The organism is Pseudomonas sp. LSJ-87, assembly GCF_032971465.1.
In the GTDB taxonomy this organism is placed as follows: Bacteria; Pseudomonadota; Gammaproteobacteria; order Pseudomonadales; family Pseudomonadaceae; genus Aquipseudomonas; species Aquipseudomonas putida_Z.
The window spans coordinates 105582-125398 of the sequence record NZ_JAWJYQ010000017.1 but is presented as its reverse complement, the minus strand read 5'-3'; the positions used below and the strand labels follow the sequence as shown (position 1 = coordinate 125398).

Genomic DNA, 19817 nt, shown 5'->3' with positions numbered 1-19817 from the left:
GTTCGCGGGCACGCCCGCTCCCACAGGGTTGGTGGTTATTCCGGCGAGCGGAAGCTCAGGCTGTAATTGACGGCCTTCGGCCCCGGGTCGAGGATGTCCAGGGCGATATGGATCGGGGTCTGGCTGGGCATTTCGCCGCGCCCGGCCAGTTCGCCGGACAGGTATTCGCTTGGCTTGAAGCGCCGGCTGGCGATCAGCTGGCCATTGAGGTCGGCGAAGCGCAGTTCCAGCAGCGGGAACGGCTGGGCGAACGGCGCGCGGTTGTAGATGATCGCATCGACGATCAGTGCGCCCTTGAAGTCCGGGTGGCTGCGTACTACCAGGTTGCTGCTCTTGATTCGGGCGATATCGACGCGGGTCGGCACTTCGCAGCCGACCAACGGGCAGACTTGCTGGAAGAGCGGCCGGTACTGGTCCTGGCGGGCCATTTCATCGAAGTGGAACCACACGTACTGGAACGCCAGCAAGCCAGCGGCCAGCAGGGTCAGGAAGCCCCACAGCAGGCGCTTGCCCCAGTTGGGTGCGGGCTTTTCCCAGCCCAGTTGCAGCGGGTCGTCGACCACGTCGACCAGCGGCTCCTTGCGCGCCGGGCGCTCGGCTTTGCCGGCAAGGCCTGGCTCCAGGCGTTCGCCGGGCAGCGGCTCGACAGGCTCGTCATCGCGCGCAGACAGGTGCAGCTCCAGCGGCTCGTCGTCGCGGGCGCTCAGACCCTGTACCGAGGCTTCATCATCGCTGGCACCCAGCGGTTCGTTGAATTCGGGGTGGTCATCGATTTCGGCGGCACGGTGTACCGGCGGCTCGTCGTCGATATCCAGGTCCAGATTGCCACCTAACGTCGGCTCGGTACGCTCGCCAGGGGCTGGCTCCAGGTCCAGCTCCAAGGGCTCCGGCTCCCGCAGCACGGGCGCGGTTTCTATCGCCGGTTGCGGTTCGAACGGTTCATCGGTAGCCGTACCGAACAGGTCGTCGGCATGTTCGTCCGGGTGCAGTTCGTCACGCCGCGCCTGCAGGCCGTCATCCTGGCTGGCCGGGCGAGCCGTGGCCGGTTGGCCGCGGCGCTCCAGGCGCTCCAGTTCCATGTCGAGGTCGAGCGCGTCCAACGCCTGGTTGGTGAGCGCCCAGTCCTCGTCCGGGGTGGTGCCGGGTTCGCTGGCGACAGGCTCGGGTGCGATCACCGGTTCGGCCAGCGGCTCGGCAGGGGCGGCAGGCATCGGTGCCGGCACCGCAGGTGCGCTGGCTCCGCCGGTGCGGTTCTGCTCCAGCAGCTGCTTGGCGGCGTTGAACACCTGCAGGCAGTGGCCGCAGCGCACTACACCGCGGGCCACGCTCAACTGGTGGTGGGTGACGCGAAAGCTGGTCTGGCAATGCGGGCACTGGGTGACGAAACTGTCGGTCATGCGGCAATCCGGGAGCTGTGCAGAAAAGTATTCTAGGCCCGCTTAACGGCGGCGACCACTGATGCGCACCCAGCCGTCGCGCACGACGATCGGGTCCAGCTCGAAGTCGGCGGCATAGGCCGCGGCCACTTCCTCACCCTGCTCGGCGAGGATGCCCGACAGCGCCAGCAGGCCACCTGGGCGGACCAGGCCGGACAGTTGCGGTGCCAGCGACACCAGCGGGCCGGCGAGGATGTTGGCGACCAGCACGTCGGCCTGCATGGCCGGCATGTGCTCGGGCAGGTACAGCGCCAGCTTCTCATCGGCGATGCCGTTGCGCTGGGCGTTGTCGCGCGAAGCCTCGATGGCCTGCACGTCGATGTCGGTACCGACCGCTTCACGGGCGCCCAGCAGCAGCGCGGCGATGGCCAGAATGCCCGAGCCGCAGCCGAAGTCCAGCACCTGGGTGCCTTCGAGTTGCTGGCCGTCGAGCCATTCCAGGCACAGGGCAGTGGTCGGGTGGGTGCCGGTGCCGAACGCCAGGCCCGGGTCGAGCAGCAGGTTCACCGCGTCCTGTTCCGGGGCCTCGTGCCAGCTGGGCACGATCCACAGGCGGCGGCCGAAGCGCATCGGCTGGAAGTTGTCCATCCAGCTGCGTTCCCAGTCCTGGTCCTCGATCACCTCGGCCTGGTGCTCGGGCAGCTCGGCGCCGGTCAGCAGTCGCAGGTGGGCGAATACCTGCTCAGGGTCGGCATCGGCCTCGAACAGGGCCAGCAGGTGGGTGTGCGACCACAGCGGAGTGGTGTTGAGGTCTGGCTCGAAGATCGGTTGATCCTCGGCGTCCATGAACGTGACCGAGACGGCACCCACTTCGAGCAGGGCATCTTCGTAGGTTTCGGCTTGTTCCGGGCTGATGGCCAGGCGTACTTGCAGCCAGGGCATGGCGGGCACCTTTGGTAAATCGACAGGGGCAGCCCTAGGCTGCGCGAAGGCTGGCAGTTTACGCGAGTGCGGTGGGTTTGTAGAGGAGGCCAGGCACGGACATCGTTGGGGCTACTGCCTTGCACAACATTGAAATCCTGGCATGCACCCCGTGGGAGCGGGCGCGCCCGCGAACACGGGCGAAGCCCGTGCCATCCACCGCGGTGCTTGCTTCGCGGGCTTGCCCGCTCCCACAGAAACTGTGGTGCATCAGACAAAACAGAGGGAAAGCGACTCAGCTATATAAGCAGGTTTCTCTTCTCCCTCGATCTCCAGTGTGGCAATCGCCTTGAGCAACCATTGCCCAGGCTTCTTCTCGGTCACCTCGGCCAGGTCCACCTTCAGCCGCACCTGGCTGTCGACCTTGACCGGCTGGATGAACCGCACGCTGTCCAGTCCGTAGTTCACCACCATCTTCAGCCCTTCCGGCAGGACCAGGATGTCCTCGATCAGCTTGGGAATCAGCGACAACGTCAGGAAACCGTGGGCGATCGTGCCGCCAAACGGGGTTTTCGCCGCCTTTTCCGGGTCGACATGGATGAACTGGAAATCGCCCGTGGCTTCGGCGAACAGGTTGATGCGCTGCTGGTCAATCTTCAGCCAGGCCGAGCGGCCCAGTTCCTTACCAACGTACTGCGAAAGCTCTGTAACCGGTACATGGGGCATCGCGGACTCTCCAGGTTGTCAGTTGGTACGAAAGTGCAAGATCAGCACGGCGAACCGTTTCAGTCAAGTTGCGCGCTTTTCGACGAATATCGGTATATGGCGGCACATGCTTATAATGGCGGCCATGCCCGAGGGAGATGCTTATGCTGTTGCGTGGTTTGACCTGGCTGGTGCTGTTCCAGCTGCTGGGGACGGCAATCAACCACCTGTTGGTGCCGTTTTTGCCGGGGCCGATCATCGGCCTGTTGCTGCTGTTGTTCTTCCTCATGGCCCGTGGTGAGGTGGGCAAGCCGCTGAACGAGGCCGCCAGCAGCCTGCTGCGCTACCTGCCGCTGTTGCTGGTACCGCCAGCGGTGGGGGTGATGGTGTATGCCAAGGATATCGCCGCGGACTTCTGGGCTATTGCCGGTGCCTTGCTGATCTCCTGCCTGGTGACCCTGGTGTTCGTCGGCGTGTTGATGCAAAAGCTCATCCACCGCCAGGGCCGGCGCGAGGAGCAGCCATGATGCTCGACTGGCAAGGCGCACTGGATGCGGTCGTTCATCATCCCTTGTTCGGTATCGGCATCACGCTTGGGGCCTATCAGGTGGTGCTGGCGGCCTACGAGAAGACCCGCTGGATCTTTCTGCAGCCGGTACTGGTGTCGATGCTGCTGGTGATCGGCGTGTTGCTGGTATGCGGCATCGACTACAGCGAATACCGCAAGAGCACCGAAATCATGAACATCCTGCTGGGGCCTGCCACCGTGGCCCTGGCGGTGCCGCTCTACCTCAACCTGCGGCGTATCCGGCAGCTGTTCTGGCCCACATTTACTACGCTGGTAGTCGGAGGCCTGTTCGCCACGCTGTGCTGCCTGTTGCTGGGCTGGTGGTTCGGTGCCGAGCACATGATCCTGATGACCATGGCGCCGAAATCGGTGACCTCGCCGATCGCCATGCTGGTGGCCGAGCAGATCGGCGGTGTGGCGGCCCTGGCGGCGGTGTTCGTGCTGATTACCGGGGTGATCGGGGCAATCTTCGGCCCGGCGCTGCTGAGCCGTTTTGGCGTGCATAGCCCCGAGGCACGCGGCATGTCTCTGGGCGTGACCGCGCACGCGGTGGGCACTTCGGTGGCCCTGCAGGAAAGTGACGAATGCGGCGCCTTTGCCGCGCTGGCGATGAGCCTGATGGGGGTGGCCACGGCGGTGTTCCTGCCGCTGGCGGTCAGCCTGGTGGCTTGAGGACTTGTGATGACGCTACCGCTGTTTCCCCTCAATACCGTGCTGTTTCCTGGTTGTTTCCTCGATTTGCAGATTTTCGAGGCACGCTACCTGGACATGATCGGGCGCTGCATGAAGCGGGGCGAAGGTTTTGGTGTGGTGTGCATCCTGGAAGGCGAGCAGGTCGGCAAGGCGCCGCCGGTGGTTGCCTCGATCGGCTGCGAGGCGGTGATCCGTGACTTCGTGCAGCAGGATAACGGCTTGCTGGGTATCCGCGTCGAAGGTGTGCGGCGCTTCAACCTGGACAGTACCGAGGTGCAGAAGGACCAGTTACTGGTGGGGCAGGTGCAATGGCTGCCGGAGCAGGCGGACAGCCCGTTGCTCGAGGCGGACGAAGACCTGCTGGCGTTGCTGGTGGCGCTGGGCGAACACCCGATGGTCGAAGCCCTGGACATGCCGCGCCCGGTGGACGGGCGCCAGGCGTTGGCCAACCAGTTGGCGTACCTGCTGCCGTTCATGGAAGAGGACAAGCTGGATTTGCTGACCCTCGACTCACCACAGGAGCGGTTGGGGGAAATCCAGAAGCTGCTGGAGCGGATTCAGGGTGAATTGTTTGCCTGATAGTGATGGGTTGCCAGTGCCGGCCTCTTCGCGGGCTTGCCCGCTCCCACAGAGATAGCGCCCTCTCGGGCCGGTACCTGTAGGAGCGGGCAAGCCCGCGAAGACGCCGGTACAGGCGACATCAATATTGATACCGCAGCAAAGCCTGCGGCAGCGCATGCATGGCAAAGAACGCCAGCAACGCGACACACGCCGGCAACACCAGCCACCACACCCGCAGCGGCAAGGCCGGCAGGGTCTGGTGACGCTGCACCAGTGCCAGGCTGAGCGCGCACACACAGCACGCCAGCAAGGCCCCGGCGAGGATGTCGGTCGGCCAGTGCGCCCCCAGGTACACCCGTGACAGGGCAATCGCCAGCGCTGGAATACAGCCCAGCATCACCCAGGTCAGGCGCATCCGCGGCGGTTGCCCGCGCCCGGCCAGCACCGCCATCACCAGAAAGAACGCAAACGACGCCGAACTGTGCCCGCTGGGCATGCTGTAGCTGGTCAGCGGGTCACTCAGCACTTCCGGGCGGGCCCGGGCGAACAGCCACTTCAGCGTGCCGTTGGCAAGCGCCGTACCCATCAGCGCGCCCGCAGCGAACATGGCATGCCGCCACTGCCGGGCAAGCAGCAGCAGGCCCGTCAGCAGGCCGCCGAGGAACAACTGGGTGCGGAAATCGCCCAGCCGGGTCACCAGCACCACGGCGCCATCGATGGCCTGGCTGCGGTGTTCCTGCACCAGTGTCATCACGCCCTGGTCGAATTCGTGCAGGTAGGGCCAGCCGAGGAAGACCCCGGCCAAGGCCAGGAAACTCATGCCGGCGATCAGCCGGGTGCCGTGGCGTTGATCGCGAATGCTGGTGTTCAGGCTCAGCCCGATGATGACTGCCAGGGTGCCGGCGATGATCCCGGCATCCAGCCAGAAGCCTTCCGGCAGGGGCAGGCGCATGGCCGCGCCGGTGGCCCAGCCGGGCAGCAGATAGGCCACCGCCCAGCCGGCACCGGCCACCAGGCTGACGGCGATGAAGCGCGGCAGTGGCATGTCGAACATGCCGGCGACCATCGGCAGCATTGGCCGCAGCGGCCCGATGAAGCGCCCTACCAGCAGGCTGGCGATGCCGTAGCGCTGGAAGTAGGCCTCGGCACTGCCGATCCATTCCGGATGGTGGCGCAGCAGGGGCAGGCGGCGGATGTTCTGGTGGAAGTACTTGCCCGCCGTGTACGACAAGGCATCGCCCACCAGGCCGCCGAGAAAGCCCAGCAGCAGCGTTTCGCCCAGGCTGAAGGCGCCGCTGCCGGCCAGTACCGCGACCGCGAACAGCAGCACGGTGCCTGGCACGATGATGCCGGCAATGGCCAGGCACTCGATGCAGGCCACCAGGAAAATCGCCAGGCCAAGCCACTGCGGGTTGGCGCTGAGCCAGCCGGTCAGGCTGTCGAGCCATTGGCCCATGGTTCAGCTTCCTTGTTCGAGAATGAAGAAGTCGCGGCCTTCGACTTGGCCACGACGTAACGGGTTCCGCGTGCAGAAACGGGCGTATTCGGCATCGACGAAACGGTAGGGCAGATGCTCGTCGCGGCCATGCGGGATGCCCAGGCGGGCGGCCTGGATCACCCGTGGCACGGCGTCGCCGCAATCCTCCACGTACAGGCGCTCGGCGTCGAAACGCTGGGCGTCCCAGTGCGGCACCTTCAGGCCCAGGGCCCGGCACAGCAAGGTCTGGCCGGCGCACAGGCGCTCGGCCGGGCGGAGGTTGCCGCTGGCATCGGGGTTGTTCAGTTGCATCTGCGCCAGGCTGTTCGGCCCCGAGCGGGCGTCCTGCCAAGGATAGGCCGACTTGATCAGCACCGCGTTGCCCGGCCCGTGGGCGCTGAAGTTCAGCGAGTCGCCGCCGCGCGCGTAGTACATATAGATGTGCCCGCCATCGAGGAACAACGCCTTGCGTTTTTCGGTGTAGCCGAGCGAGGCGTGGCTGCCCTTGTCGGTGAGGTAGTAGGCCTCGGTCTCGATGATGCGCGCGGCCAGCCACAGGTCGCCGTGGCGATGGCGGATGACCTTGCCCAGCAGGGCCTTGGCCAGGGTCTGTGCGTCGCGGTCGAAAAAGCTGTCGGGCAAGGCTGGCATGCGGGCGGTTCGCGGTTGGGAAGGCGGGGATGATAGCAATGAATGGCTTAATCGAGGCTGAATCGAATGGGATGTTGGCAGTGCCGGCCCTTTCGCGGGCTCGCCCGCTCCCACAGGTACCTCGGAGGTCCCAGGCCTTGTGCAATCCCTGTGGGAGCGGGTTTACCCGCGAAAGGGCCCTGACAGGAGATAGAAATTTCGATAACCCCGGTTACATCTTTCCTACACAATGCCCCCAGCCATTTTCTACCATCCGCCACCCGCCGCTGGGCGTACACCTGCGCGGCAGTTATAATCAGCCGATTTCCCCTTCGCCAAGACACCGAACCCATGACTGAGTCCGTTCTTGACTATATGACCCGCCTGGGTCGCGCTGCCCGTGAGGCTTCCCGGGTGATCGGCCGTGCCAGCACCGCGCAGAAGAACCGCGCCCTGCAAGCTGCCGCCGATGCACTGGACGCCGCTCGTGCCGAGCTGACCGCTGCCAACGAGCAGGACCTGGCCGCCGGCCGTGCCAACGGCCTGGAGCCGGCGCTGCTCGACCGCCTGGCGCTGACCCCGGCGCGTATCGACGGCATGATCACCGGCCTGCGCCAGGTGGCCAGCCTGCCGGACCCGGTCGGTGCCATCCGCGACATGAGCTACCGCCCATCCGGTATCCAGGTTGGCAAGATGCGCACGCCGCTGGGGGTGATCGGGATCATCTACGAGTCGCGCCCGAACGTGACCATCGATGCCGCCAGCCTGTGCCTGAAGTCGGGTAACGCGACTATCCTGCGTGGCGGCTCCGAAGCCATCCACTCCAACCGCGCCATCGCCACCTGCATCCAGCGTGGCCTGGCCGCCGCCGGCCTGCCGGCAGCCGTGGTGCAGGTGGTCGAGACTACCGACCGCGAAGCCGTGGGCGCGCTGATCAGCATGCCGGAATTCGTCGACGTCATCGTGCCGCGCGGTGGCCGTGGCCTGATCGAACGCATCAGCCGCGATGCTCGCGTGCCGGTGATCAAGCACCTGGACGGTATCTGCCACGTCTACGTCAGCCAGCACGCCGACCTGGACAAGGCCTGGCGCGTGGCGTTCAACGCCAAGACCTACCGCTACGGCATCTGTGGCGCCATGGAAACGCTGCTGGTCGACCAGCAGGTGGCCGAGCGCTTCCTGCCGGAAATGGCCCGCCGCTTCCAGGAGAAGGGCGTCGAACTGCGTGGTTGCGAGCGCACCCGGGCGATCATCGAGGCCAAACCGGCCACCGAGGCCGACTGGCACACCGAGTACCTGGACGCGATCCTGTCGATCCGAGTGGTCGACGGCCTGGACCAGGCCATCGAGCACATCAACCACTATGGCTCGCACCACACCGATTCGATCATCAGCGAACACCAGGGTGAAGCCCGCCAGTTCATGGCCGAGGTCGACTCGGCGTCGGTCATGCTCAATACCCCGACCTGCTTCGCCGACGGCTTCGAGTACGGCCTGGGTGCGGAAATCGGCATTTCCACCGACAAGCTGCATGCCCGTGGCCCGGTCGGCCTGGAAGGCCTGACCTGCGAGAAGTACGTAGTGATCGGCGACGGCCAGCTGCGCGGCCAGGAGTCCTGCTGAGTTGAGCAAGGCCCAGGCAGTCCGGCGCATCGGCATTCTTGGCGGCACCTTCGACCCCGTGCACATCGGCCACCTGCGCAGCGCGCTGGAAGTGGCCGAGTTCATGGGGCTGGACGAGCTGCGCCTGCTGCCCAACGCCCGGCCGCCACACCGCGACACCCCGCAGGTGGCCGCTCAGGACCGCCTGGCCATGGTGCAAGGCGCCGTGCAGGGTGTGCCCTGCCTGAGCGTGGATGCCCGTGAGCTGGCGCGCGACAAACCGTCGTACACCATCGACACGCTGGAATCGATCCGCACCGAACTGGGCGCCAACGACCAGCTGTTCCTGGTGCTGGGCTGGGATGCCTTCTGTGGCTTGCCCGGCTGGCACCGCTGGGAAGAATTGCTGCAACACTGTCACATCCTGGTGCTGCAACGCCCGGATGCCGACGTAGAACCCCCTGACGAGCTGCGCAACCTGCTGGCTGCGCGCTCGGAGAGCGATCCCACCGCCATGTCCGGCCCGGCGGGAAATATTTCGTTCGTCTGGCAGACGCCGCTTGCGGTGTCGGCTACACAGATCCGACAGCTGCTGGCCAGCGGCAAATCGGTGAGGTTCCTGGTGCCGGACGCCGTACTGGCCTACATCGAGGCGCACGAACTGTATCGTGCACCTAACTGACGGTGCCTCTGGCGCCTCATCCAACGAGTTGAACGAGTTTTATATGACCAAGCAGAAAATCCACGGCGAAGAACTGGTCGCCCTGACCAAGGCAGCGCTGGAAGACGTCAAGGCCCAGGACATCCAGGTCATCGACGTGCGCGAAAAGCACAGCCTGACCGACTACATGATCATTGCCACCGGTACCTCCAACCGCCAGATCAACGCGATGCTGGAAAAGGTCCGCGAAGCGGTCAAGGCCAAGGGTGCCCAGCCACTGGGTGAAGAAGGCAAGGGCGACAGCGACTGGGTGCTGCTGGACCTGAACGACGTCATCGTGCACATGATGACCGCCGCTGCCCGCCAGTTCTACGACCTGGAGCGCCTGTGGCAGGGTGCCGAGCAAAGCCGTGCCGCCGATGGCAAGCACCACAGCCCGGACCATGCCCACGAGTACTCCGACAAGCTCAAGGACCGGGAATAAGGAAAGCGCTGTGCGTCTGCGCCTGATCGCGGTCGGCTCGCGCATGCCGAAGTGGGTCGAGGAAGGCTGGCATGAATATGCCAAGCGCCTGCCCGCCGAGCTGTCGCTGGAGCTGGTGGAGATCCCGCTGAACACCCGTGGCAAGAATGCCGACGTCGCCCGCCTGATCCGTCAGGAGGGCGAGGCCATGCTGAGCAAGGTTCAGCCAGGGGAACGCATCGTCACCCTCGAGGTCCATGGCAAGCCCTGGAGTACCGAGCAACTGGCGACCGAGCTGGACCGCTGGCGCCTGGATGCGCGCACGGTGAATTTGATGGTGGGCGGCCCGGAAGGCCTGGCGCCCGAGGTCTGTGCGCGCGCCGAGCAACGCTGGTCGCTGTCGCCGCTGACCTTGCCGCACCCATTGGTAAGGATACTCATCGGCGAGCAGATCTACCGCGCCTGGACCGTGTTGTCCGGGCATCCTTACCATAAATGAGCCTGTAAGCAGTCCGATGTCGCAGCCGATCCGTCTCAAGGACCACGAGAAAGACGCCCGCCTGGTGCGCAACCGCGTCGTGGTCGGCGCAGTGGCGATCATGCTGCTCATTTGCGTGCTGATCGCGCGGCTGTACTACCTGCAGGTCATCCAGCACGACTATCACTCGACGCTGTCGGAGAACAACCGGGTGCATGTGCAGCCGATACCGCCGACCCGCGGGCTGATCTTCGACCGCAACGGGGTGATCGTCGCCGACAACCGGCCCAGCTTCAGCCTGTCGATGACCCGCGAACGTGCGGGTAACTGGCAGGAAGTACTGGATACCATCGTCGAAGTGCTGGAACTGACGCCCGACGACCGCGCCCTGTTCGAGAAGCGCATGCGCCAGGGCCGCCGGCCGTTCGAGCCGGTGCCGATCCTGTTCGAACTCAACGAAGAGCAGATCGCCCGCGTGGCGGTGAACCAGTTCCGCCTGCCGGGCGTGGAAGTGGTAGCCCAATTGGTGCGCCATTACCCGCAGGGCGCGCACTTCGCCCATTCGGTGGGGTATGTGGGGCGGATCAACGAGAAAGAGCTGAAAACCCTCGACCCGGTGAACTACAGCGGCACCCACCACATCGGCAAGACCGGCATCGAACGTTTCTACGAAGCCGACCTGCATGGCCAGGTGGGCTACGAGGAAGTCGAGACCAACGCCCGTGGCCGTGTGCTGCGGGTGCTCAAGCGTACCGACCCGAAACCGGGCAAGGACATCGTGCTGAGCCTGGACATCAAGCTGCAGGAGGCCGCCGAGGCCGCCCTGGGTGGCCGGCGTGGCGCGGTGGTGGCGCTCGACCCGCGTACCGGCGAGGTGCTGGCGATGGTCAGCCAGCCCAGCTTCGACCCCAACCTGTTCGTCACCGGCATCGGCTTCAAGGCCTATGCCGAACTGCGTGACTCGATCGACCGACCGCTGTTCAACCGCGTGCTGCGCGGCCTGTACCCGCCAGGTTCGACCATCAAGCCGGCGGTGGCCATCGCCGGCCTGGACAGCGGCGTGGTCAATGCCGGCAGCCGGGTGTTCGACCCGGGCTACTACCAGCTGCCCAACTACGACCACAAATACCGTAACTGGAACCGCTCGGGCGATGGCTGGGTCGACCTGGACACCGCGATCATGCGCTCCAACGACACCTACTTCTACGACCTTGCCCACAAGATGGGCATCGATCGGCTGTCCAGCTACATGAACAAGTTCGGCATCGGCCAGCGGGTTTCCCTCGACATGTTCGAGGAATCCGCCGGGCTGATGCCGTCGCGCGAATGGAAGCGCGCCACTCGCCGTCAGGCCTGGTTCCCAGGCGAAACCCTGATCCTCGGCATCGGCCAGGGCTACATGCAGACCACGCCGCTGCAACTGGCCCAGGCCACTGCGCTGATTGCCAACAAGGGCGTGTGGAACCGCCCGCACCTGGCCAAGACCATCGAAGGCCAGCCGCCGGTGGACGACAACCCCATGGAAAACATCGTGCTGCGTGACAAATCCGACTGGGCCAAGGTCACCCATGGCATGGAGCAGGTGATGCACAACGCCCGCGGTACCGCACGCAAGGCGGCCATCGGCTCGCAGTACCGCATTGCCGGCAAGAGCGGTACCGCCCAGGTGGTGGCGATCAAGCAGGGCGAGAAGTACGACCGCAACAAGCTCCAGGAGCGCCACCGCGACCACGCCCTGTTCGTCGCCTTCGCCCCGGCCGAGGACCCGAAGATCGTGGTTTCGGTGATGGTCGAGAACGGTGAGTCCGGCTCGGGCGTCGCCGCCCCGGTGGTGCGTCAGGTGATGGACGCCTGGCTGCTTGACGAAAACGGCCGGCTCAAGCCCGAGTTCGCGCCTGCCACCGTTACCCAGGAATCAGCCCTGTGATGAACAATTTCGATCGCATGCTCTCCAGCGAGGATGTGATGCGTCGGCGCGCCAGCTTTCTGCAGCGCATCCACGTCGACGGCCCTTTGCTGATCATTCTGCTGACCCTCGCGGCCGGCAGCCTGTTTGTCCTGTACTCGGCCAGTGGCAAGAACTGGGACCTGCTGCTCAAGCAGGCCACCTCGTTCGGCATCGGCCTGGTGTCGATGTTCATCATCGCCCAGCTGGAGCCGCGCTTCATGGCCCGTTGGGTGCCGCTGGCCTACCTGGCCGGGGTGCTGTTGCTGGTGGTGGTGGACGTGATGGGCCACAACGCCATGGGCGCCACGCGCTGGATCAACATCCCCGGGGTGATCCGCTTCCAGCCCTCGGAGTTCATGAAGATCATCATGCCGGCGACCATCGCCTGGTACCTGTCCAAGCGCACGTTGCCGCCGCATCTGAAGCATGTGGCGATCAGCCTGGTGCTGATCGGCGTGCCGTTCATCCTGATCGTGCGCCAGCCCGACCTGGGCACGGCGCTGCTGATCCTCGCCTCCGGGGCTTTCGTGCTGTTCATGGGCGGCCTGCGCTGGCGCTGGATCCTCAGCGTGCTGGCGGCTGCGGTGCCAGTGGCGGTGGCGATGTGGTTCTTCGTCATGCACGACTACCAGAAGCAGCGGGTACTGACCTTCCTCGACCCGGAAAGCGACCCGTTGGGCACTGGCTGGAACATCATCCAGTCGAAGGCGGCGATCGGCTCGGGCGGTGTGTTCGGCAAGGGCTGGCTGCTCGGCACCCAGTCGCACCTGGACTTCCTGCCGGAAAGCCATACCGACTTCATCATCGCCGTGCTCGGCGAGGAATTCGGCCTGGTCGGCATCTGCCTGCTGCTGATCGTCTACCTGCTGCTGATCGGCCGTGGCCTGATGATCACCGCCCAGGCGCAGACCCTGTTCGGCAAGCTGCTGGCGGGCAGCCTGACCATGACCTTCTTTGTATACGTGTTCGTCAATATTGGTATGGTCAGCGGCCTTCTGCCCGTGGTGGGCGTGCCGCTGCCCTTCATCAGCTATGGCGGAACTTCGTTGGTGACGCTGCTGTCAGCGTTTGGCGTTCTGATGTCGATCCACACGCACCGCAAATGGATCGCTCAGGTTTGAATAAGGTGAAGAATTTCATGCAAGCAGTGCGTAACTGGGCTGCCCGTTGTGCGCCGTGGATCGGCGCGGTGGGCCTGTTCGGCGCTGTACAGCTGGCCCATGCCGGCGATTACCAAGGCTCGCCCCAGGTGGCCCAGTTCGTTGGCGAAATGAGCCGCGACCATGGCTTTGCCCCTGAGCAGCTGATGGGTGTGTTCAGTGAGGTGCAGCGCAAACAGTCGATCCTCGACGCCATTTCGCGCCCGGCCGAACGGGTAAAGCCGTGGAAGGACTACCGGCCGATGTTCATCACCGACGCGCGCATCGCCCGCGGTGTGGACTTCTGGCGCCAGCACGAAGCGGTGCTGGCCCGTGCCGAGCAGGAATACGGCGTGCCGGCGCAGTACATCGTCGCCATCATCGGCGTGGAAACCTTCTTTGGCCGCAACACCGGCAACTACCGGGTGATCGATGCCTTGTCGACCCTGGGCTTCGACTACCCGCCACGGGCCGAATTCTTCCGCAAGGAGCTGCGCGAGTTCCTGCTGCTGGCCCGTGAGGAACAGCTCGACCCGCTGACGCTCAAGGGCTCCTACGCCGGCGCCATGGGCCTGCCGCAGTTCATGCCGAGCAGCTTCCGCAACTTCGCGGTGGACTTCGACGGCGACGGCCACATCAATATCTGGAACAACCCGGACGATGCCATCGGCAGCGTGGCCAGCTACTTCAAGCGCCACGGCTGGGTGGCCGGCGAAGGTGTGGTCAGCCGCGCCTGGGTGGACGGTGGGCGCGCCGACGAAGGCCTGACTACCGGCATCGAGCCGGTAAAAACCGTTGGGGAGTTGCGCACGCTTGGCTGGTCGGTCCATGATTCGCTGCGCGATGATCTGCCGGTTACCGCCTTCCGTCTCGAGGGTGACAATGGCCCCGAGTACTGGATGGGCCTGAAGAACTTCTACGCGATCACTCGCTACAACCGCAGCGTGATGTATGCCATGGCGGTGCATCAGCTATCGGAACAGCTGGTTCAAGCACGGGGCGTCAAGTAATGCGCGCAATCTTCTCTGGCAACTCTTTCAAGCTGCTCACCTGCCTCGCCGTCGGCGTGGTGCTGGCCAGCTGTTCGTCCAACCGCCCGTCCCAGCAAAGCAGTGGCAACGTGGTGCGCACCCAGCCGGGCCTGGACATCAACCGGGCGCACAAGGACGGCGCGCCGTGGTGGGACGTGGATGTGAACAAGATCCCCGACGCCACGCCAACCGTGCATACCGGCAACTACAAGGCCAACCCGTACACGGTGCTGGGCAAGACCTACTACCCGATGCAGGACTCGCGCAACTATCGCGCTGAGGGCACCGCGTCGTGGTACGGCACCAAGTTCCATGGCCAGAACACCGCCAACGGCGAGCTGTACGACCTGTACGGCATGAGCGCGGCGCACAAGACCCTGCCGCTGCCGGCCTACGTGCGGGTGACCAACCTGGCCAACGGCCGCAGCGTGATCCTGCGGGTGAACGACCGTGGGCCGTTCTATTCGGACCGCATCATCGACCTGTCCTATGCCGCGGCGAAAAAGCTCGGTTATGCCGAGATCGGTACTGCGCACGTGCGCGTCGAAGGCATCGACCCGCAGCAATGGTGGGCCCAGCGTGGCCAGACGCCGCCGATGGTGCTGAAAGAGCCGCAGGTGGCCCAGACCCAGGCAATCCCGGCCAGTACCGGGCGCGTCGAGCAATGGACTCCACCGCCCCAGCAGCATGCGGCGCCGGTGGTGCCGGTGCAGGTGGCTGGCAACAACGTGCCGGCCGGCAGTGGCGGCAGCTTCCTGCAGGTTGGCGCCTTCGCCAACCCGGACGCCGCCGAACTGCTGCGCTCCAAGCTCAGCAGCATGGTCAGCGCGCCCGTGTTCATCAGCTCGATCGTGCGCAACCAGCAGACCCTGCACCGCGTGCGCCTGGGGCCGATCAACAGCCAGGGCGAGATCCAGCAAGCGCAGGACAGCATCCGCCTGGCGAACCTTGGGCAGGCCAAGCTGGTCACAGCTGACTGACCGCGTTGCCTTCTTCGCGGGCGCGCCCGCTGCCACAGGGGCATGCGAAACCCTGTGGGAGCGGGCGCGCCCGCGAAGAAGGCAACACCAAACTGTCGGTTTTGTCATGAATTGCCGGGCGTGGGCATGTACAATGTCGGCTTTTGCCCGCAGCGACATAAAGCCGCACTTTGCGAGCCTGGCCTACGGCCACAAAAACTAGACTGACTGGCGCTGGGCACATGATCTTGCCCAGGGAACATCAGACCATTAGCGATTTTCGAGAGACGGATGAACATCACCAACCTTGCCAAACGACTTTGCCTGCCCGTACTGCTGATGATCACGCCTGCCGCCTTCGCGGCTGAGCAGATGACGCCGGCGCCACCGCAACTGGCAGCCAAGTCCTACGTACTCATGGATGCGTCCAGCGGCAACGTGCTGGTCGAGAACAACGGTGACGAGCGCCTGCCGCCAGCCAGCCTGACCAAGCTGATGACGGCCTACATCGCCACCCTGGACATCCGTCGCGGCCAGATCGGTGAAAACGACCCGGTCACCGTCAGCGAAAACGCCTGGCGTACCGGCGGTTCGCGCATGTTCATCAAGGTGGGCAGCCAGGTGACCGTCAGCGACCTGCTGCACGGCATCATCATCCAGTCCGGCAACGACGCCTCGGTCGCCCTGGCCGAGCACATCGCCGGCAGCGAAGACGCCTTCGCCGACATGATGAACAAGACCGCTGCCGACCTGGGCATGGCCAACAGCCACTTCATGAACCCGACCGGCCTGCCGCACCCGGAGCACTACTCGTCGGCCCACGACATGGCTACCCTGGCCCGTGCGATCATCAACGTCGACCCGGCCCACTACGCCATCTACTCGCAGAAAGAGTTCTTCTGGAACAACATCAAGCAGCCAAACCGCAACCTGCTGCTGTGGCGTGACAAGACCGTCGACGGCCTGAAGACCGGCCACACCGACGAAGCCGGCTACTGCATGGTGGCTTCGGCCGTTCGCGATGGCCAGCGCCTGATCGCCGTGGTGTTCGGCACCAACAGCGAGCAGTCGCGTGCTGCCGAGACCCAGAAGCTGCTGACCTACGGCTTCCGCTTCTTCGAAACCCAGACCTTCTACCAGAAGGGTACCGAGCTGACCAAGTCGCCGGTCTGGAAGGGCGCGACTGGCGAAGTGAAAGCCGGCCTGGCCAACGACCTGACCCTGACTATGCCTAAAGGCCAATTGAAGCGCCTTCAGGCTTCGATGACCATGAACCCGCAGCTCACCGCGCCAATCGCCAAAGGTGACGTGATCGGCAAAGTGGAAGTCAAACTGGACGAGAAAGTGGTTCACAGCGCCGACCTGATCGCCCTCGATGGCGTCGAGGAAGGTGGTTTCTTCCGCCGTATGTGGGATAGCATCCGTCTATTCTTCTACGGGTTGTTCAACTGATACGTGACCTGCATGCCCCCGCGTATCCTGCGGGGGCGTTGTTGTTGCCACGGCTTACGAGGCCGTTTCCGCCATGAGCGAACCAGACGTCAAGTCGCACAAGATCGAATTCCCCTGCGACGATTATCCGATCAAGGTCATCGGTGACACCGTTGTCGGCTTCAAGGACACGGTGATCGAGATCCTGAGCAAGCACGCCAAGGTCGACCTTTCCACCCTGGCCGAGCGCCAGAGCAAGGAAGGCAAGTACACCACCGTGCAATTGCACATCGTTGCCGAAAGCGAGAACCAGCTTCACGATATCAACAGCGCCCTGCGCGCTACCGGCATCGTGAAAATGGTGCTCTGATGTCCGCCTGCCTCGGTTTTCGCGAGCTTGGCCTGCAGCCCTACGAACCGGTGCTGGAGGCCATGCGTCGCTTCACCGAGCAGCGCAGCCCGGACAGCCAGGATGAAGTCTGGCTGGTCGAGCACCCCGCGGTCTTCACCCAGGGCCAGGCCGGCAAGGCCGAGCACCTGCTGGTGCCGGGCGACATCCCGGTGGTGCAGACCGATCGCGGTGGCCAGGTGACCTACCATGGCCCCGGGCAGCTGGTGGCCTACCTGCTGCTGGATGTGCGCCGGCTGGGCTTTGGCGTGCGTGAGCTGGTCAGCCGTATCGAGCAGACCCTCATCGACCTGCTCGCCAGTTACGATGTCCAGGCCGCGGCCAAGCCCGATGCCCCGGGCGTCTATGTCGACGGAGCGAAAATCGCCTCCCTCGGCCTGCGAATCCGCAACGGCCGTTCGTTCCACGGCCTTGCCCTGAACGTGGACATGGACCTCGCGCCATTCCGCCGAATCAACCCCTGCGGCTATGCGGGGCTGGCGATGACCCAGCTGCGCGACCTGGCAGGTCCGATCGAACTCGACGAGGTCAGGACAAGGCTGCGCGGACAGCTGGTCAAGCACCTCGACTACGCTGAGCAGACGACCCTCACGGGCGGAATCGACTGAATATGACAACTGTGCAAGAAGCCGTGCCGAACCTGATACCTACCCAGGATGCCACCCCGCGCCCAGCGCCGAAGAAGGTGGAAGCCGGGGTCAAGCTGCGTGGTGCCGAAAAGGTGGCGCGCATCCCGGTGAAGATCATCCCCACCGAAGAGCTGCCGAAGAAGCCCGACTGGATCCGCGTGCGTATCCCGGTGTCGCCCGAGGTAGACCGCATCAAGCAGCTGCTGCGCAAGCACAAGCTGCACAGCGTATGCGAAGAGGCATCCTGCCCGAACCTGGGCGAGTGCTTCTCCGGTGGTACCGCCACCTTCATGATCATGGGTGACATCTGCACCCGTCGTTGCCCGTTCTGCGACGTTGGCCACGGCCGGCCGAAACCGCTGGACCTGGACGAGCCGAAGAACCTGGCCATCGCCATCGCCGACCTGCGCCTGAAGTACGTGGTGATCACCTCGGTGGACCGCGACGACCTGCGTGACGGTGGTGCCCAGCACTTTGCCGACTGCATCCGCGAAATCCGTGCGCTGTCGCCGGGCGTACAGCTGGAAACCCTGGTGCCGGACTACCGTGGGCGCATGGATATTGCCCTGGAAATCACCGCGCAAGAGCCGCCGGATGTGTTCAACCACAACCTCGAGACCGTACCGCGCCTGTACAAGGCCGCACGCCCGGGTTCGGACTACGACTGGTCGCTGGACCTGCTGCAGAAGTTCAAGCAGCTGGTGCCGCACGTACCGACCAAGTCGGGCCTGATGCTCGGCCTGGGCGAGACCGACGAGGAAGTGATCGAAGTGATGCACCGCATGCGCGAGCATGACATCGACATGCTCACCCTCGGCCAGTACCTTCAGCCGTCGCGCAGCCACCTGCCGGTGCAGCGTTTCGTCCACCCGGACACCTTCGCCTGGTTCGCCGAGGAAGGTTACAAGATGGGCTTCAAGAACGTCGCTTCCGGCCCGCTGGTGCGTTCTTCGTACCACGCTGACCAGCAGGCTCACGAAGCCAAGATCAAGCTCTGAGCCAAGCACAGAGCCACGCATGCCGATGCGCGCCGAAGGGCGGCATCGGCATTTTTGTTTGTGCCACACGCGCTGCAAGGAGCCGCGATGAATTGCGCCGAAACCTTCCAACCCAGCCTGCCCGCCGCGCTGCCGCGTGATGCCTGTTTTGCCATTGTCGCCCCGGCGGGCGCGGCGCGGCTGGATACGCACAAGGTCAACCAGTGGTTCGTTGATCGAGGCTACAGTTGCCGCATCTACCCGGGTGCCCTTCAGGCTCAGGGCTACCTGGCGGGGCCGGACCGGCAGCGGTTGCAGGACCTGCATGATGCCTTTGCCGACCCGGCCATCGACGCCATTCTGTGCATGCGTGGGGGGTACGGCAGCATGCGCCTGCTCGACCAGCTCGATTTCGAACTGATTCGGCGCAACCCCAAGCCGCTGATCGGCTACAGCGACATCACCGCGCTGCACACGGCGATCTACCGGCATGCCGGGCTGCTCACCTTCCATGGCGGGATGCTCAATGCCGACCTGCTGGGGGCCAAGTTGCCGCCAACCGAGACTTCGTTGCTGGCTCAGCTGGGTGGGCATGTGCGGGCAGGGGAGCAGATCGTACACCCTGCTGACTTCGCCTTGAGCAGCGTGCTGCATGGGGTGGCCAGCGGGCCGCTGCTGGGCGGCAACCTGTCGATGCTGGGCGCGACCCTGGGGACGATTGCCGAGCTGGATACGCAGGGTTGCATCCTGTTCATCGAGGACGTCAACGAGCCGCTGTACCGGGTGGATCGCTTGCTGACCCAACTGCGCCTGGCGGGCAAGCTGGAGGGGGTGAAGGGTGTGCTGGTGGGGGACTTTGCCGGGATTACCACTGCGGCGTTGACGCCCCTGCTGGAGGATATCTTCGCACCGCTGGGTGTGCCGGTGCTGGCCGGGTGGCGCAGTGGGCATTGTGACCCGAATGTGTGCTTGCCGTTGGGGGCTCGCGTAAGGCTGGACAGTATTCAGCAGACACTGATGCTGGAGCAGGATCTTTTCCAGGCTTGAGATTGTCGGGGCTGCTTTGCAGCCCATCGCCGGCAAGCCAGCTCCTACAGGTACTGCGCAGGTCTTGAGAGCAGCGCGGTCGGGGTGGGAGCTGGCTTGCCTGCGATGGGCC

Annotated in this window: 21 protein-coding genes; 16 read left to right on the top strand and 5 right to left on the bottom strand. The window is 64.7% G+C overall.

Features of this window, described 5'->3' with window-relative positions:
* Nucleotides 1-35: 35 nt before the first annotated feature.
* From RYH74_RS11835 to RYH74_RS11825, 3 genes are all read right to left on the bottom strand, one after another.
* Entirely contained in the window at nt 36-1397 is a 1362-nt protein-coding gene (locus tag RYH74_RS11835; RefSeq protein WP_317409437.1) for a DUF3426 domain-containing protein, read from the bottom strand.
* A gap of 42 nt (nt 1398-1439) precedes the next feature.
* Nucleotides 1440-2318 (bottom strand): 50S ribosomal protein L11 methyltransferase, encoded by an 879-nt coding sequence (gene prmA, locus RYH74_RS11830; RefSeq protein ID WP_025340777.1) that lies wholly within the window; start codon nt 2316-2318, stop codon nt 1440-1442.
* A gap of 249 nt (nt 2319-2567) precedes the next feature.
* Complete coding sequence (locus RYH74_RS11825; protein WP_317409436.1) at nt 2568-3023, bottom strand: MaoC family dehydratase; 456 nt, start codon at nt 3021-3023, stop codon at nt 2568-2570.
* Between the two features lie 143 nt (nt 3024-3166).
* Between RYH74_RS11825 and RYH74_RS11820 the strand changes: the two genes are divergently transcribed.
* From RYH74_RS11820 to RYH74_RS11810, 3 genes are read left to right on the top strand one after another with little or no spacing between them, the layout of a single operon-like run.
* Entirely contained in the window at nt 3167-3529 is a 363-nt protein-coding gene (locus RYH74_RS11820; RefSeq protein WP_046613232.1) for a CidA/LrgA family protein, read from the top strand.
* Nucleotides 3526-4242 (top strand): LrgB family protein, encoded by a 717-nt coding sequence (locus RYH74_RS11815; protein ID WP_013974365.1) that lies wholly within the window; start codon nt 3526-3528, stop codon nt 4240-4242. The genes RYH74_RS11820 and RYH74_RS11815 overlap by 4 nt, the downstream gene beginning before the upstream one ends.
* 9 nt (nt 4243-4251) lie before the next feature.
* Nucleotides 4252-4842, top strand: coding sequence for an LON peptidase substrate-binding domain-containing protein (locus RYH74_RS11810; RefSeq protein WP_075046485.1), 591 nt, complete (start codon nt 4252-4254; stop codon nt 4840-4842).
* 121 nt (nt 4843-4963) lie between these two features.
* On the opposite strand, the gene RYH74_RS11805 is transcribed toward RYH74_RS11810, so the two are convergent.
* Together RYH74_RS11805 and RYH74_RS11800 are read right to left on the bottom strand one after the other, a co-directional pair.
* A complete protein-coding gene (locus RYH74_RS11805; protein WP_317409435.1) occupies nt 4964-6280 on the bottom strand; it encodes a bifunctional DedA family/phosphatase PAP2 family protein in 1317 nt (438 codons plus the stop codon).
* A 3-nt stretch (nt 6281-6283) separates the two neighbouring features.
* Nucleotides 6284-6952 carry a DNA-3-methyladenine glycosylase gene (locus tag RYH74_RS11800; RefSeq protein ID WP_286100627.1) on the bottom strand — a complete coding sequence of 223 codons (669 nt, stop codon included), beginning with the start codon at nt 6950-6952 and terminating at the stop codon, nt 6284-6286.
* A gap of 330 nt (nt 6953-7282) precedes the next feature.
* On the opposite strand from RYH74_RS11800, the gene RYH74_RS11795 reads away from it, so the two are divergent.
* From RYH74_RS11795 to RYH74_RS11735, 13 genes are all read left to right on the top strand, one after another.
* Nucleotides 7283-8554 (top strand): glutamate-5-semialdehyde dehydrogenase, encoded by a 1272-nt coding sequence (locus RYH74_RS11795; protein ID WP_286100626.1) that lies wholly within the window; start codon nt 7283-7285, stop codon nt 8552-8554.
* Between the two features lies 1 nt (nt 8555).
* Complete coding sequence (gene nadD / locus RYH74_RS11790) at nt 8556-9215, top strand: nicotinate-nucleotide adenylyltransferase (RefSeq protein ID WP_085614813.1); 660 nt, start codon at nt 8556-8558, stop codon at nt 9213-9215.
* 43 nt (nt 9216-9258) lie between these two features.
* On the top strand, nt 9259-9678 hold the full coding sequence (gene rsfS, locus RYH74_RS11785; protein ID WP_013974359.1) for a ribosome silencing factor: 420 nt from the start codon (nt 9259-9261) through the stop codon (nt 9676-9678).
* Between the two features lie 10 nt (nt 9679-9688).
* Nucleotides 9689-10156: a 23S rRNA (pseudouridine(1915)-N(3))-methyltransferase RlmH gene (gene rlmH / locus RYH74_RS11780; protein ID WP_003249722.1), complete on the top strand. Its 468-nt coding sequence runs from the start codon at nt 9689-9691 to the stop codon at nt 10154-10156.
* Nucleotides 10157-10172: 16 nt separating this feature from the next.
* Nucleotides 10173-12062, top strand: a complete 1890-nt coding sequence (gene mrdA / locus RYH74_RS11775) for a penicillin-binding protein 2 (protein WP_025340768.1) — start codon at nt 10173-10175, stop codon at nt 12060-12062.
* Nucleotides 12063-12100: 38 nt separating this feature from the next.
* On the top strand, nt 12101-13204 hold the full coding sequence (gene rodA, locus RYH74_RS11770; RefSeq protein ID WP_015271941.1) for a rod shape-determining protein RodA: 1104 nt from the start codon (nt 12101-12103) through the stop codon (nt 13202-13204).
* Nucleotides 13205-13221: 17 nt separating this feature from the next.
* Nucleotides 13222-14232, top strand: coding sequence for a lytic murein transglycosylase B (gene mltB / locus RYH74_RS11765; RefSeq protein WP_025340767.1), 1011 nt, complete (start codon nt 13222-13224; stop codon nt 14230-14232).
* The gene (locus RYH74_RS11760; protein ID WP_046613225.1) at nt 14232-15233 is read left to right on the top strand and encodes a septal ring lytic transglycosylase RlpA family protein; all 1002 of its coding nucleotides are present in this window, start codon (nt 14232-14234) and stop codon (nt 15231-15233) included. Before mltB ends, RYH74_RS11760 begins: the two co-directional genes overlap by 1 nt.
* A gap of 270 nt (nt 15234-15503) precedes the next feature.
* Nucleotides 15504-16664 carry a D-alanyl-D-alanine carboxypeptidase family protein gene (locus tag RYH74_RS11755; RefSeq protein ID WP_085591614.1) on the top strand — a complete coding sequence of 387 codons (1161 nt, stop codon included), beginning with the start codon at nt 15504-15506 and terminating at the stop codon, nt 16662-16664.
* A gap of 73 nt (nt 16665-16737) precedes the next feature.
* Nucleotides 16738-17013, top strand: a complete 276-nt coding sequence (locus RYH74_RS11750) for a DUF493 domain-containing protein (protein WP_003249736.1) — start codon at nt 16738-16740, stop codon at nt 17011-17013.
* Nucleotides 17013-17660, top strand: coding sequence for a lipoyl(octanoyl) transferase LipB (lipB, locus tag RYH74_RS11745; protein WP_013974352.1), 648 nt, complete (start codon nt 17013-17015; stop codon nt 17658-17660). The genes RYH74_RS11750 and lipB overlap by 1 nt, the downstream gene beginning before the upstream one ends.
* A gap of 2 nt (nt 17661-17662) precedes the next feature.
* Entirely contained in the window at nt 17663-18679 is a 1017-nt protein-coding gene (gene lipA, locus RYH74_RS11740) for a lipoyl synthase (RefSeq protein ID WP_003257574.1), read from the top strand.
* An 87-nt stretch (nt 18680-18766) separates the two neighbouring features.
* A complete protein-coding gene (locus tag RYH74_RS11735) occupies nt 18767-19705 on the top strand; it encodes an LD-carboxypeptidase (protein ID WP_317409434.1) in 939 nt (312 codons plus the stop codon).
* The last annotated feature ends 112 nt before the right edge of the window (nt 19706-19817 follow it).